Source organism: Nocardia noduli (assembly GCF_019038455.1).
GTDB classification, from domain to species: Bacteria; Actinomycetota; Actinomycetes; order Mycobacteriales; family Mycobacteriaceae; genus Nocardia; species Nocardia noduli.
This window is the reverse complement of record NZ_JAFMPL010000012.1, coordinates 30,075-44,207: the sequence shown is the minus strand read 5'-3', so window position 1 is coordinate 44,207 and position 14,133 is coordinate 30,075. Positions and strand designations below refer to the sequence as shown.

The 14,133-nt window shown below is 68.6% G+C and carries 15 protein-coding genes; 8 read left to right on the top strand and 7 right to left on the bottom strand.

All coding sequences use genetic code 11. The features are described 5' to 3' along the window. Positions 1 to 51 precede the first annotated feature (51 nt). Together JZ792_RS10060 and JZ792_RS10055 are read right to left on the bottom strand one after the other, a co-directional pair. The gene (locus JZ792_RS10060) at positions 52 to 747 is read right to left on the bottom strand and encodes a TIGR02234 family membrane protein (RefSeq protein WP_308165237.1); all 696 of its coding nucleotides are present in this window, start codon (positions 745 to 747) and stop codon (positions 52 to 54) included. Positions 748 to 758: 11 nt separating this feature from the next. Beyond that, positions 759 to 2,372, bottom strand: coding sequence for an anthranilate synthase component I (locus JZ792_RS10055; protein ID WP_438804320.1), 1,614 nt, complete (start codon positions 2,370 to 2,372; stop codon positions 759 to 761). Positions 2,373 to 2,498: 126 nt separating this feature from the next. On the opposite strand from JZ792_RS10055, the gene JZ792_RS10050 reads away from it, so the two are divergent. Beyond that, positions 2,499 to 2,960, top strand: coding sequence for a peroxiredoxin (locus tag JZ792_RS10050; RefSeq protein WP_216909210.1), 462 nt, complete (start codon positions 2,499 to 2,501; stop codon positions 2,958 to 2,960). 730 nt (positions 2,961 to 3,690) lie between these two features. Next, positions 3,691 to 4,188 (top strand): MarR family winged helix-turn-helix transcriptional regulator, encoded by a 498-nt coding sequence (locus tag JZ792_RS10045; RefSeq protein ID WP_216909208.1) that lies wholly within the window; start codon positions 3,691 to 3,693, stop codon positions 4,186 to 4,188. A gap of 10 nt (positions 4,189 to 4,198) precedes the next feature. On the opposite strand, the gene hisI is transcribed toward JZ792_RS10045, so the two are convergent. Continuing rightward, positions 4,199 to 4,546: a phosphoribosyl-AMP cyclohydrolase gene (gene hisI, locus JZ792_RS10040; RefSeq protein WP_216909206.1), complete on the bottom strand. Its 348-nt coding sequence runs from the start codon at positions 4,544 to 4,546 to the stop codon at positions 4,199 to 4,201. A gap of 43 nt (positions 4,547 to 4,589) precedes the next feature. Next, positions 4,590 to 5,885: a PucR family transcriptional regulator gene (locus JZ792_RS10035; protein ID WP_216909204.1), complete on the bottom strand. Its 1,296-nt coding sequence runs from the start codon at positions 5,883 to 5,885 to the stop codon at positions 4,590 to 4,592. 219 nt (positions 5,886 to 6,104) lie between these two features. On the opposite strand from JZ792_RS10035, the gene JZ792_RS10030 reads away from it, so the two are divergent. From JZ792_RS10030 to JZ792_RS10005, 6 genes are all read left to right on the top strand, one after another. Further along, a complete protein-coding gene (locus tag JZ792_RS10030) occupies positions 6,105 to 6,863 on the top strand; it encodes an ABC transporter ATP-binding protein (protein WP_216909202.1) in 759 nt (252 codons plus the stop codon). Next, complete coding sequence (locus JZ792_RS10025; RefSeq protein ID WP_216909200.1) at positions 6,860 to 7,585, top strand: ABC transporter ATP-binding protein; 726 nt, start codon at positions 6,860 to 6,862, stop codon at positions 7,583 to 7,585. Before JZ792_RS10030 ends, JZ792_RS10025 begins: the two co-directional genes overlap by 4 nt. Positions 7,586 to 7,588: 3 nt before the next feature. Beyond that, complete coding sequence (locus JZ792_RS10020) at positions 7,589 to 8,470, top strand: branched-chain amino acid ABC transporter permease (protein WP_216909198.1); 882 nt, start codon at positions 7,589 to 7,591, stop codon at positions 8,468 to 8,470. Next, the gene (locus JZ792_RS10015; protein ID WP_216909196.1) at positions 8,467 to 9,561 is read left to right on the top strand and encodes a branched-chain amino acid ABC transporter permease; all 1,095 of its coding nucleotides are present in this window, start codon (positions 8,467 to 8,469) and stop codon (positions 9,559 to 9,561) included. The genes JZ792_RS10020 and JZ792_RS10015 overlap by 4 nt, the downstream gene beginning before the upstream one ends. Continuing rightward, complete coding sequence (locus tag JZ792_RS10010) at positions 9,551 to 10,807, top strand: ABC transporter substrate-binding protein (RefSeq protein WP_216909194.1); 1,257 nt, start codon at positions 9,551 to 9,553, stop codon at positions 10,805 to 10,807. The genes JZ792_RS10015 and JZ792_RS10010 overlap by 11 nt, the downstream gene beginning before the upstream one ends. A gap of 76 nt (positions 10,808 to 10,883) precedes the next feature. Further along, a complete protein-coding gene (locus JZ792_RS10005) occupies positions 10,884 to 11,636 on the top strand; it encodes a DUF8020 domain-containing protein (RefSeq protein WP_216909192.1) in 753 nt (250 codons plus the stop codon). A 66-nt stretch (positions 11,637 to 11,702) separates the two neighbouring features. Here JZ792_RS10005 and hisF read toward each other — a convergent pair whose 3' ends face one another. The 3 genes from hisF to priA form a co-directional block, all read right to left on the bottom strand. Next, positions 11,703 to 12,476, bottom strand: a complete 774-nt coding sequence (gene hisF / locus JZ792_RS10000; protein WP_109529784.1) for an imidazole glycerol phosphate synthase subunit HisF — start codon at positions 12,474 to 12,476, stop codon at positions 11,703 to 11,705. 70 nt (positions 12,477 to 12,546) lie between these two features. Then, complete coding sequence (locus tag JZ792_RS09995) at positions 12,547 to 13,356, bottom strand: inositol monophosphatase family protein (protein ID WP_216909190.1); 810 nt, start codon at positions 13,354 to 13,356, stop codon at positions 12,547 to 12,549. Between the two features lie 7 nt (positions 13,357 to 13,363). Further along, on the bottom strand, positions 13,364 to 14,095 hold the full coding sequence (gene priA / locus JZ792_RS09990) for a bifunctional 1-(5-phosphoribosyl)-5-((5-phosphoribosylamino)methylideneamino)imidazole-4-carboxamide isomerase/phosphoribosylanthranilate isomerase PriA (protein WP_216909188.1): 732 nt from the start codon (positions 14,093 to 14,095) through the stop codon (positions 13,364 to 13,366). Between the last annotated feature and the right edge of the window lie 38 nt (positions 14,096 to 14,133).

The following is a 14,133-nucleotide window of genomic DNA, read 5'->3' as shown; positions in this document are numbered from 1 at the left end:
CTCCGGTCGGGTATACCGCGCGCGACGTGGCGCGCGGTGCCCACGATGACGTCAACGGTCATGGCCGCCCGGTTCGTCCGTGGTCTCCTCGGTCGGGTCGGTACCCGCGTCGAGCGCGTCCCACAGCACCCGTTCGGACAGACCGCCTGCCGGGGCGTCGACGTCGCGCTTGGCGACCTGCTCGGTGGCGGCGGCGCGGCGGAACACCGGATTGTCGTATTTGCCGGACAGTCGCGCGGTCTGTTCTGGCATCCGCGCCAGCAGGACCGCGGCGACGAAAGCGGCGGCGGCCGCGGCGAGGGTGAGCCAGGCCGGGAACGGCGCGACGACCACCTCGGTGACCGTGGCACGCCCCGGCAGTTCGGCCAGGGTCGCGGCGCGTTCCTCGGTCGCGCCGGAACCGGTCAGCAGCGCGAAGGACGGCACGGCGGTCACCGCGGCGACCAGGCCGACGAGGATGCCGACGATACGACGCAGCCAGCCGCGCGTGGCCAGCACCGCCGCGACGGCGGTCAGCAGGACCAGGGCCAGCGGGGTGAGCGCGCCGAACCAGTCGCTGCCGAGGAGTTCGTCGGTTCTGGGCTGGGTCAGGCCGTCGGTGGACGACACGGTGACCCAGGTCAGACGCGAAGAACCCCACATGGCCGCCGCGGCGAGCGCCATGAGCACGATCGCGCCGACCGGATACCTGCGCGCCTGCCGCGCCGGGCTCGGCGCGGCGCTCGAATCGGGCTGCTGATCTGTCACGGCGGGATCCGTCATCGGCTTCCGTCCGGCGCGGGCGGGCCGCCCGGCTCCGTGCCGTAGGCGCGCAGGGTTTTCGCCGCGGCGACGGCCTTGAGCACCGCCATCGCCTTGTTCCTCGCCTCGACGTCCTCGTATTCGGGATCGGAATCGGCGACGACGCCCGCGCCCGCCTGCACATAGGCCGTGCCGTCCTTGAGCAGGGCGGTGCGGATGGCGATGGCGGTATCGGCGTCGCCCGCGAAATCGAGATACCCGACGACGCCGCCGTAGACGCCGCGGCGGGTCGGCTCCAACTCCTCGATGAGTTGCATCGCCCGCACCTTCGGCGCGCCGGACAGCGTGCCCGCCGGGAAGCAGGCGTTGACCGCGTCGAGCGCGATCCGCCCGGGAGCGAGACGGCCGGACACGGTCGAGACCAGGTGCATGACGTGGCTGTAGCGCTCGATGTGGCGGTAGTCGGTGACCCGGACGGTGCCCGGCTCGCAGACCCGGCCCAGATCGTTGCGGCCCAGATCGACCAGCATCAGGTGCTCGGCGTTCTCCTTCTCGTCGGCCAGCAGGCCCTTCTCGAGCAGCAGATCGTCCTCCTCGGTGACACCGCGCCAGCGGGTGCCCGCGATCGGGTGGGTCGTCGCGACGCCGTCCTGCACCGTCACCAAGGATTCCGGACTCGACCCGACGATGGAGAAGGCGGTGCCGCCGTCACCGTCGGGGATGTGGATCAGGTACATGTACGGACTCGGGTTGGAGGCACGCAGCATCCGGTACAGGTCGATCGGCGCGCCGTCGTAATCCATCTCGAAGCGTTGCGACAGCACGACCTGGAAGGCTTCGCCCGCCTCGATCTCCTTGATCAGCCGTCGCACGCCCGCGCCGAATTCCTCGGTGGTGCGCCTGCGCAGGTATTCCGGTTCGGGCTGATCGAAGACCGACACCGTGGACGGTGACGGCGCGGCGAGCGCCGAGGTCATCCGGTCCAATCGCGCGACGGCGTCGTCGTAGGCCTCGTCCACCCGTTCGGCGGTGCCGTTCCAGTTCACGGCGTTGGCGATCAGCGTGATCGCACCCTCGTGGTGATCGAACGCGGCCAGATCGGTCGCGAGCAGCAGCACCATCTCGGGCAGTCCCAGATCGTCGGTCGCGATCTCGGGCAGGCGTTCGATCCTGCGGACCGCGTCGTAGCCCAGATATCCGACCATGCCTCCGGTCAGCGGGGGCAGATCGGGCAGCCGCTCGGTGCGCAGCAATTCCAGCGTCTCGCGCAGCGCGAGCAGCGGATCGCCGCCCGACGGCGCGTCCACCGGGGTATTGCCGAGCCACGTCGCCTCACCGTCGACGACGGTCAGCGCCGACGGACTGCCCGCGCCGATGAAGGACCAGCGCGACCAGGACCGACCGTTCTCCGCGGACTCGAACAGGAAGGTGCCCGCCCGGTCGCCGCCGAGCTTGCGGTACGCGGACAGCGGAGTTTCCGAGTCGGCCAGCACCTTTCGGGTCACCGGGACGACCCGATGCTCCGCGGCGAGGGCGTGGAACTGTGCACGGGTCGTGGTAGTCGGTGTCGACGCGCCTGGCATGGCCCCATCATCCCAGCACCGGCTGCCCCGCCGACGAGCGGTGTCCACCCACGTTCGCCGAACGCGCCCCCGGCCCGAAACACTCCGGATTCGGCTTCCGTACCCGTGCCCTGATCGCCGCCGTAACTTTTTCCGCGACGCGGCAATTCGTCGGCGGCGGGTAGTGTCCGAGTCATGCAGACAGGTCAGCTCGCCCCACTGTTCGAGCTCCCCGATCAGTCCGGTACGCCCCGTTCGCTCGAAGCACTGCTCGCGGACGGTCCTCTGGTTCTGTTCTTCTATCCCGCCGCCAACACGCCCCTGTGCACCGCCGAAGCCTGCCATTTCCGTGATCTGGCCGCCGAATTCCAGAAGATCGGCGCGTCCTGCGTGGGAATCAGCACCGACGGCGTCGACACCCAGGCGGGGTTCGCCACCAAACAGGGTCTCGGCTACCCGCTGCTGTCCGATTCCGACGGCGCGGTCGCCGCGCGGTTCGGCGTCAAGCGCGGACTGCTCGGCAAGCTCGCGCCCGTCAAACGCCAGACCTTCGTCATCGATACCGACCGCACGGTGCTGAAGGTCATCGCCAGCGAGATCCGCGCGGGCGTGCACGCCGACGACGCACTGGAATTCCTGACCGAGCGCGCCGGATAGGAATAGCCTCGCGCGACCCGTGACGGGGTCGTACGCCGTGACACGGCGCCGGCCTCCGTCGAATCCGCAGCCGGTGCCGCGCGCCCGGCGCGAAACTCCCTCTCGTCGAGAGGGATTCGGTCGCCCGCCGACAAGGATTCGGCCGTCACGATCGTGAACGAGGCGACGAGGTCGGTGTCGGCCGCGCCGGGGAAGCTGGATCCCTTCGACGTGGCACCGGGTCGATCCGGCCCTGCGGCGGAACTGCTGGACCCCCCATCACACCGGACGCCATCAGCGGTGCGGGCGGCGGCCCTCCATGTCATGCCGGGCCGCGCACCTGATGCCCAGCCTCGGGCGCGGGCAGCAACACGGCGAGGGCAGCGCCGACGATCGGCCGATGCAGTCTCGATCCGCCGAAATGCCCCGATCGCCGGGGCTGGGGCCGTCGACACTCTCACCGAACCGTCGCGACAACCGCGTGTGAGCGGCCGGTTCAGCGCGCCCGTAGGGGGCACGGCACCGGCTACCGGCAGTCACCTCCGAAACAGGGGCGACCCGCACCGCTACCTCTACGCGATCGAGCAGCAACCGTGCGGAAATCTCGGTGGGGATTTCACCCATCCTGTGAATGACCTCACGACATCCGGCAACTCTGAGACGGTCGAGCGAAGTCGTGGCAAACTCGATATTCGCAGGTGACAGTGACTATCGGACTTGTGAACGCACGTCGCTGGCTCGAGAGAGGCACATGGTGACGAAGTGGCTCGACCCCGTCGAACAGCGGGCGTGGCGCGCGATCGTCGCGCTCATGACCCGGTTGCCCGGCGCCCTCGATACGCAGTTGCAGCGTGAGTCCGGAGTCACCCATTTCGAGTACTGGGTGCTGACCCTGTTGTCCGAGGAACCGGGTCACCGCCTCCAGATGAGCGATCTGGCGCACAAGGCGAACGCCTCGCTGTCACGGCTGTCGCACGTGATCTCCAAGTTGGAGCGGATGGGGTTGGCGGAACGAGTCGCGACCCAGGGCCGACGCGGCGTGCACGCGGTCCTGACCGACAACGGTTACCTGAAGGTGGTCGAATCGGCCCCCGGCTACCTGGACACCGTGCGTCGCCTGGTGTTCGACGGCTTGGCCGCCGACGAGACCGCGCGATTGGCCGATTTGAGCGAACTCCTGTCCACCCGGCTGACCGAGGTCCTGTCCAGGCCGGACACGGCCGCCGGGGCCGCGGACGACGGCGGCTGACCGGCGCGGCTCAGGCGGGCTCGCCCAACAGCAGGTCGGCGTCGAAGCAGGTGTGCGTGCCGGTATGGCAGGCGGCGCCCTCCTGGTCGACGACCAGCAGGATCGTGTCGCCGTCACAGTCGAGCCGGACCTGGTGGACGTATTGGGTGTGGCCCGAGGTCTCCCCCTTGACCCAGTACTCGCTGCGGGAACGCGAATAGTAGGTCGCCTTGCGGGTCGCCAGCGTGCGCGCCAGCGCCTCGTCGTCCATCCACGCGACCATCAGGACGTCGCCGGTCGCCCGCTCCTGCGCGACGGCGGCCACCAGACCGGCCTCGTTGCGCTTGAGCCTGGCGGCGATATCGGGGTCGAGTGTCATGTCCCCCGTTATAACAAGGCGCGGCAGACGCGACGTCGTCGCCCTACTCCTGTGGGCTGGTCTGCAACTCGATCGCCACCAGGAGTTCGACCAGGTCGTTGATACTGCGGACGTTGCGCCCGGTCAGTTCCTGGATGCGCCCGAGGCGGTATTTGGCGGTGTTGTGGTGGATGCGCAGTTCGTCGGCCGCCTCGCGCAGGTTCATATCGGCGGCGGCGAAGGCCCGGATGGTGTCGGCCAGCACGCCGCCGCGGGTGCGGTCGTCGGTCAGTGCGGCGCCGATGCGCGGGTCGACGAGATGACGGGCGGTGTCGTCGGCGCGCAACATCAGATAGCGGAACGGACTCAACTGCGGCAGGGCGAGCACACCGCCGTCCTCCGGTAGGAGTTCCAGCGCGGCCTGGGCCTGCTGGTAGGCCCTGGGGATTCCCGCCACCTCGGAGACCGACGGACTGATGCCGATGGCGAGGGAGATCCCTTCCGAGCGCAGTTTCTCCCGCATCACCCGCAGTCGCTCGCACAGTTCGTCGCTGCTGCCGCTGCGCCCGAGGACGGGAACGGCGACGACCTCGCCGCCGCGCACCACCGACAGCGTGCGCAGCCCGTTGACCCCGATGCGCGAGGTCGAGGCACAGACCAGATGCCTGACCTCGGCGTCGGAATCGGAGGATTCCCCGCGCCGGGTCGCCGTGCCGAGGACCACCGCCCTGACCACGACCATCGGCGCGGTGCGATCGGCGACGATGCCGTGCGCGTTGGCCGTCACCAACTGGGTGCCGCGCTCGGGCAGTACGCCGTCGAGCAGGGATTCGAGCAGTTCCCTGCTGTCACCGCCGACCTCGGCCGAGAGGTACTGCTGGAATTCCAGGTAGGCGTGCGCCGCCTGGGTGCTGATCAGATCGCAGAAGCGGGTGAGCGGGGCGACCATCGACAGGGTGGCCTCGCGGGCGGCCTCGGACTCCCCCGCGTGCGCGAGCATGGTCTTCCAGGTGGCCTGCTGCCCCAGCCGGAAGGCATTGATGTAGTCGACGAGGGTGAGTCCGGACTGGGCCCGGCGCGCCGCGGCCCGGCGAACGTAGGCGAAATCTTCCGAGGTGACCCTGCGTTTGTCGAGCATCGCCTCGAAGCCGGTCCGGTTCAACCGAGCGAGCTGATCGTGCACATCGGCGCGGAAGCCGGTGTCACGGGCCGAGTAGCCGGGAATCTGAGTGGTGATCGCGGAGATCCCGGCATCGGCGATATCGCGCGCGTGCTCGAAAACCGTGCCTGCGATCCGCCTGCGCTCGGCGTACACAGTCTCCGGATCCAAGGTGGCGCGCGGGTGTGATCCAGATGACATAGTCGGATACTCCACGGCGACGCCCCGGGGTGTCAACACACCCGATTCGCGAACCGTCCATGTCCGCAGAGGACAAATTCATCGGCGGAGTTTGAGCCACAGAGCCCAATGTGTCTCCCAACCTGCGATTTTACGCTGGCACGACCAGATACGCCGGTAGCAGAACCGCGTTGTCCCGCACGGATTTCGCCCGCGAAAAAATCGCGGGCCGGAGGACGAATGCTCGAGATATCCCACCTGACCGTCCGCTTCGGCGGCATCACCGCATTGCACGATGTCGGATTCGCGGTAGCACCCGGCGAGATGGTCGGGCTGATCGGACCGAACGGCGCAGGTAAGACGACGCTGTTCAATTGCATGACCCGTCGCTACACGCCGAATTCGGGCACCGTGCACTACCTGGGTGAAGACCTGGGCGGGGTGCGACCGGACGCGCTGGCAGGCCTGGGCATAGCACGGACCTTCCAGAATCTGGGCCTTTTTCCGCATTTGTCGGTCAGAGACAATGTGTTGGTCGGCGCGCACCATCGCGCCGGAGCCGGTTTCGTCTCGGCGGCACTGCGACTGCCGAAGGTCCGCCGCGAAGAGCGGCGGCTGCGCGCCGAGGTGGACGCCCTGCTCGCGCGGCTGGATCTGGACGACGTCGCCGAACATCCCGCCAGCGGCCTGCCCTTCGGCACGCTCAAGCGCATCGAGCTGGCCCGCGCGCTCGCGGTCGAGCCGCGGCTGCTGCTGCTCGACGAGCCGGTCAACGGACTCAGCCACGGCGAGGTCGGCGAATTCGCGAACCTGTTGCGGTCACTGCGCGACGAACTGGATCTCACGGTCGTCGTCGTCGAACACCACATGGGTTTCGTCATGGGTCTGTGTGATCGGGTGGTGTGCCTGGAATTCGGCAAGGTGATCGCCGAGGGCACCCCCGAAGTCGTGCAGAGCGACCCCGCCGTTATCGCGGCCTACCTCGGGACAGCGGCATGAGCGCTGACCCCTACCTACACGTCACCGATCTGCACGCCGGCTACGGCGCCGCGAAGGTTCTGCACGGACTGAGCTTCTCGGTCGCCGAAGGCGAAGTCACCGCCATCCTCGGACCGAACGGCGCGGGTAAGACGACACTGCTGCGCGCGCTGTGCGGAATGGTCAAGGTGCGCGGCGAGATCCGTCTCGGCGGCACCTCGGTCGCGGGCCGCGCGCCGGACGCCATGGCGCGCCTCGGCGTCGCCCATGTCCCCGAGGGCCGCGGCACCTTCGGCCAGCTCAGCGTCGAGGAGAACCTGCGACTGGGCGCCTACCGGCACCGCGACCGCGTGCGTATCGAAGCCGATCTGCGGCGCGTTCTCGACTACTTCCCGGTTCTGAAGGAACGCCTCGGCGAGGCGGCGGGCGGATTGTCCGGCGGTCAGCAGCAGATGCTCGCGATCGGCCGGGCGCTGATGCTTCGCCCGACGCTGCTGCTGCTCGACGAACCGTCCCTCGGCCTGTCCCCCGTGGTCACGCAGGAGCTTTTCCAGATCGTGCACACCATCAACCAGGAGGAACGCACCACCGTGATCGTCGTCGAGCAGAACGCTCACCTGGCACTGGCCACCGCGCACCACGCGCATGTACTCGAAACCGGCCGAATCGTTCTGTCCGGCACCGCAGCAGAGATCCGCGCCGACGAACGAGTGGTGCAGTCCTACCTCGGATACCAGGTCTGACCGATGGCCGAATTCCTACAGCAACTCATCGAGGGGATCACCGCGGGGGTGATCTACGCGGGCCTCGCCCTCGCCCTCGTCCTCATCTACCGGTTCACCGGAATCGTGAACTTCGCCCAGGGTGAGCTGGCCATGTTCTCGGCCTTCCTCGCCTGGCAGTTCGTCGAGTCGGGTATGCCCTTCTGGCTCGCACTGCCCGCGACGCTGGCGATCTCGTTCATCGGCGGCATGCTGATCGAGCGGGTGATCATCCGGCCGGTGGAGGGCGCACCCGAACTGACGCTGGTGATCGTCACGGTCGGGCTGTTCTTCTTCATCAACGCCGCGGCGGGCTGGATCTGGTCGTTCCAGGTGAAATCCTTCCCGAATCCCTTCCCGGAGGGCGCGATCCGCGCGGGCGGCGTGACCGCCGGATACAACAGCCTCGGCGTGGTGGCCGTCGTCGCCGTGGTCATGGCGCTGCTCTACCTGCTGTTCCGCTACACCAAGATCGGCCTCGCCATGCGGGCCGTCGCGAACAATCCGCAGTCGGCCAAACTCGTCGGCATCAGGGTCGGCACCGTACTCGCCCTCGGATGGGGCCTGGCCGCGCTGGTCGGCGCGGTGTCGGGGGTGCTGTCGGCGCCGCTGCTGTTCCTCGAACCCAACATGATGGGCGGGGTTCTGATCTACGCCTTCGCCGCCGCGACACTCGGCGGATTCGACAGTCCGGGTGGCGCGGTCGTCGGCGGCATCATCGTCGGAGTCGCCGAGACGCTGACCGGCGCCTACGTCGACGCCATCGGCACCGAACTCAAGGTCGGAGTCCCGCTGGTGATCATTCTCGGGGTACTGCTGTTGCGACCGCAGGGCCTCTTCGGAACCGCGGTGGTGGAACGCGTATGACCGCCGTATCCCGCAGCGAGTCTTCCGCTGCCGCCGTCCCCGCTCCGCCCACCGTGCCGGAGCCGAAGAAATCCCCGCCGAAGAAATCCCCGCTGAGCAGGCTCGTCACCGCCGGACGTTGGCACTGGCTGCTCGTCGGCGTCGTCGTCCTCGTCGCCTGCTACGCGCCGTTCGAACTCGCACCGTTCCGCACCTTCCAGCTCGCCATGGCGATGATCTACGCGATCGCGCTGCTCGGGCTGAATCTGATCGTCGGCCACACCGGCCAGATCTCGCTGGGTCACGGCGCGTTCTTCGCGGTCGGCGCGTACACCGCGGCGGTGCTCATGGACCGCTGGGACACCCCGTACCTGGCGACCCTGCCGATCGCGGCCGTTGTCACCTTCGTCATCGGCTTCGCGCTCGGAATCCCGGTCCTGCGATTGCGCGGGCTCTATCTCGCCCTCGTGACGCTGGCCATCGCCATCTTCATGGTGCCGCTGCTCAAACGATTCGACGATGTCACCGGCGGGTCCATGGGTCTGACCCTGCCCAAGCCGCAGCCGCCCGAGTGGACCGGGCTGGCCGAGGACCAGTGGCTGTACTTCCTCGCCCTGGGCACGACGCTGATCAGCTTCCTGCTGGTCGCCGGGGTGCTGCGGTCACGGGTGGGGCGCGCGCTGCACGCCATCCGCGACAACGAGATCGCCGCCGAGGTACTCGGCGTCCGGCTCGCGTTCTACAAGACGCTCGCCTTCGCGTGGAGCGCGACCTTCGCCGGGGTGGCCGGCTGTGTCTACACCTGGGTGATCGCCTACGTCTCCCCCGACTCGTTCGCGGTCGGACTGTCGATCACGCTGCTGGCCGGACTGGTCGTCGGCGGACTCGGCACCCAGTGGGGACCGGTACTGGGCGGACTGTTCGTCATGTACGTGCCGAACTTCGCCCAGGACATCAATCAGGCCGCACCCGGCGTCATCTTCGGACTGCTGATCATCGCGGTCATGTACCTCGCGCCGAACGGACTGGCCGGCCTGGTCGGCCGCGCGGCGTGGTGGCTCGGCCGACGAGGTCGGCCAGTTCTTCGGAAAGGGAATACCAATGCGCACTAGGGCGATTCGCCTGATAAGTCTGGCGGCGGCCGTGCTGTTCGCGACCACGGCCTGCGGAGGCGGCCGAGACGGGGACAGCGGCGGAACCATCGGCCAGGGTGACTGCAAGGGGCAGCAGACCACCGGCATCACCGATACCACTATCAAGATCGGCGGCGCCTACCCCCTGTCCGGCCCCGCGTCCGCGTATGCCGAACTGCCCAAGGGCATTCGGGCCTACTTCGACTACGTCAACGCCGAGAAGGGCGGCATCGACGGACACAAGGTCGAGTACCTGGTGCGCGACGACGGCTACCAGCCCCCGAAGACCGTCGAGGAGATCCGTCGCCTCGTCGAACAGGACCAGGTCTTCGCGGTCTTCCAGACCCTCGGCACCCCGACCTCGTCGGCGGTCTGGGACTACCTGAACCAGCGTCAGGTGCCGCAGATCTTCGTCGCCGGTGGCGCGACGCAGTGGGGCGCGGATACCGCGCACCCGTGGACCATCGGCTGGCAGCCCAGCTACCTCGCCGAAGGCCAGGTGTTCGCCCAGTACGTACGTCAGCAGAAGCCCGACGCGAAGGTCGCGGTCCTCTACCAGAACGACGACTTCGGCAAGGATCTGCTGAGCAGCTTCACCAAGAACGTCGCGGGCAGCGGCGTTTCGATCGTGGCCGAACAGAGCTACGAGGCCACCGATCCCACCGTCGAGCCCCAGCTGCGCAACCTGGCCAACTCGAAAGCCGATGTGCTGCTGAACTTCGCGACGCCGAAGTTCGCCGCCCAGACGCTGGCCGCCGACGCGCGCAACATCGACTGGAACCCGCTGCACATCCTGACCGTGGTCTCCAACCCGATGACCACGCTCAAGCCGGTCGGACTGGAGAACGTCCAGGGCATCGTCTCGGCGGCGTTCCTCAAGGATCCGGCCGATCCGCAGTTCGCCAACGACGCCGCGGTGCGCCTGTACCGGGAGAAGTTGGCCCAGTACGCGCCCGGCGCCGACCCGACCAACCAGTACACCACCTCGGGCTGGGCGGTCGCGGAGAGCTTCGCCAAGACCTTCGAGGCCGCGAAATGCAAGACCCGCGAAGGTCTTCGGGATTCGGTGCGCGCCCTGAACGACGTGACCATCGACCTGATGCTGCCCGGCATCACGCTCAAGACCGGCCCCGGCGACGCGTTCCCGCTCGAGGCCATGCGAATCCAGAAGTTCGAGGGTGACCGCTGGGTTCTGAACGGCGATGTGATCCGCACCAGCAAGTGATCCACCAACGCTTCGTGCTTCGGCGCACTCCAGCGCCGTAGCCGGCCCCGAAGAAAACAGATAGATGAGGAAACAGATGAAGTTCCGCAGTTCCATCATGACCGCCGCGCTGGCGGCGGTCGCCCTCGGCGTCAGCGCGGGCGCGAGCCACGCCGCACCGGCGCCCGAGCCGCAGCAGGACATCTCCTACGAGGTCACCCGCCAGGGCGATTCGGCCGTCGTCACCCTCGACAGCGGCAAACTGCGCGTGGTCGCCGATCAGCTGGTCATCACCGATGATCGCGACACCCCGGTCGCGGCCCTGCCGCTGAGCTACCGAATGGACGCACTCGCCTTCCCGATCTCGGCGAATATCGACGGACGCACCGCGACCCTCACCCCGACCAAGGACGCGGGCACGCCGGTCGCTGCCGTTTCGCCGAGCCAGATCGTCACCGCCGATCAGGTCGCCGAATCCTTCACCCCGCGTGACCTGACCGCGCTCGGCGCGCTCGCCCAGCGCATCACCATCGGCAGCGCCGTCAGCGCGGTCGTGGGCGCCGTGCTCGGCGGCGGCGTCGGCTGTCTGCTCGGCGCCGCGGGTGGCGCCGCGATCGCCAGCCCGGTCATCGCCCTGCTGCTGCCCTTCGTCGGTGCCGCCATCGCGGGCTGCGTCCTGGGTGCGGCCACCTTCGGCGCGGTCGGCGGCATGGTCGGCCTGATCACCGTCGGCGGTCCGCTGGCGCTGTTCGCCGCCTTCCAGTACTTCTCCACCATTCTCGCGCCGTGCCCGGCCGAGCTGCCGTACTGCAAGGATCCCGCCGTCCCGGCGCCCGCTCCCGCGAAGTAACCGAAACCGCCAGGCCGCGCCTGCCCACCCGAGTGCCCGGGTGGGCAGGCGCTTCTGCGTGCGACCTCAGCGCACCACGATGGATTCCGCGCGCATGGAATCCTTGACCTCGCCGATGGTCAGGTCACCGAAGTGGAAGACACTGGCCGCGAGTACCGCGTCCGCGCCCGCCGCGACGGCCGGGGCGAAATGTTCGACCGCGCCCGCGCCACCGCTGGCGATGACGGGCACCGTGACCGCCGCGCGCACCGCGCGGATCATCGGGAGATCGAAACCGACCTTGGTCCCGTCGGCGTCCATGGAGTTGAGCAGGATCTCCCCCACACCCAATTCGGCGCCACGCACGGCCCATTCGACGGCGTCGATGCCGGTGCCGCGTTTACCGCCGTGCGTGGTGACCTCCCAGCCCGACGGGGTGTCGGGCTGACCTTCCGGCACGGTGCGGGCGTCGACGGACAGCACGATGCACTGCGATCCGAACCGCTGCGACATCTCCCACAGCACCTCCGGCCTGGCGATCGCGGCGGTGTTCACCGACACCTTGTCCGCGCCCGCGCGCAACAGCCGGTCCACGTCCTCCACGGTCCGCACGCCGCCGCCGACGGTGAGCGGGATGAAGATCTGCTCCGCCGTGCGGGTGACGACATCGATCATGGTGCCGCGATCCCCGGTGGAGGCCGAGACGTCGAGGAAGGTCAGTTCGTCGGCGCCCTGGGCGTCGTAGAGGGCCGCGAGTTCCACGGGATCGCCCGCGTCACGCAGATTCTCGAAATTGACGCCTTTGACCACCCGACCCGCGTCCACATCCAGACACGGGATCACGCGTACCGCCAACGTCATTGACTCACCCTTCGAATTCGTCTGTTCCGGCGCGTTCGAACCGCGCCCCGGTGAGCTTCGCGCCCACCGCTCATGCCGTGCTGACCATGCTGATCATGTCCAGCAGTTCTTCGTGCACCCCCGGCGCGGCCGCGAGCACCGACCCGGAGGTGATATGCCACGGATCGCCCGCGAGGTCGGTGACGACGCCGCCCGCCGCGCGGATCAGCGCGACACCGGCCGCGTTGTCCCACGGATGATGTCCGAACACGATCGCGCCGCCGAGCACCCCCGACGCGGTGAACGCCAGGTCGATACCGGTGGAGCCGTGCATGCGCACCCGCGAGGAGAGTCTGCTCAGCGGACCGAGCAGATCGAAGCGGAAACGGCCGGGGATACGCCCGGCGGCGTCGACGTTGAAGGCGCCGAAACCGATCATGGCCTCGGCGAGTCTGCCGCGCGGCAGCGGCGGCAACGGCGCGCCGTTGAGGGTGACCGGTCCGCCGAGCGCGGCGGCGTAACGCCTGTCCAGGATCGGCAGCCAGGTAAGCCCGAGTACCGGCTCACCCTCGTGCACCAGCGCGAGCAGCATGCCCGAGAGCGGATGGCCCGAGGAGTAGTTGAAGGTGCCGTCGATCGGGTCGAGCACCCAGGCGGTGCCCGAGGTCAGCTGCGGACCGCCGAATTCCTCGCCGTGCACCTCGATTCCGGTCCGCTGCTCGAGCCGGTCGGAGATGGTGCGTTCCAACTCCAGGTCGAGTTCGGTCGCGAAATCGTTGCCGCCCTTGCTGATCGCGCTCGGCGCGCCGATACCCTCGACGAAGCGCGGGGCCGCCGCGTCGAGGATGTCGCTCGCGGTGGCGAGCAGGGCCGGGAGATCGGCGATCGGGTCGGCGGTCATCGGGTGCTCAGCGCACCGCTGCCAGCGCCTCGGGCAGCGTGAAGCGGCCCGCGTAGAGCGCTTTGCCGACGATCGAACCCTCGACGCCGTCGTCGACCAGTCCCGCGATGGCGACCAGATCCGCGACGGTGGACACGCCACCCGAGGCGATCACGGGCGCGTCGGTCGCGGCGCAGACCTCGCGCAGCAGTTCGAGATTGGGGCCGGTGAGGGTGCCGTCCTTGGTCACGTCGGTGACGACGTAGCGGGAACAGCCGTCGCGTTCGAGGCGCTCGAGCACCTCCCACAGGTCACCGCCGTCACTCACCCAGCCGCGACCGCGCAACCGGTATTCGCCGTCGATGATCCTGACATCGAGACCGACCGCGACACGTTCGCCGTGTTCGGCGATGGCCTTGGCGCACCACACCGGATCCTCCAGCGCGGCGGTGCCCAGATTCACCCGCGCGCAGCCGGTGGCCAGGGCGGCACGCAGCGATTCGTCGTCACGGATACCGCCGGACAGTTCGACCTTCACGTCGAGTTCGCCGACGACACCGGCCAGCAGCTCCCGGTTCGAGCCGCGTCCGAAGGCCGCGTCCAGGTCGACCAGATGGACCCATTCGGCGCCGGCCTCCTGCCAGGCCAGCGCGGCGTCACGGGGCGAACCGTAGCTGGTTTCGCTGCCCGCCTCCCCCTGCACGAGGCGCACGGCCTCTCCATTGGCGACATCGACGGCGGGAAGCAGTACAAGACTCACTCCGAGCAGCTTAGTTGCTGTCCCGTGGCATTCGAGCC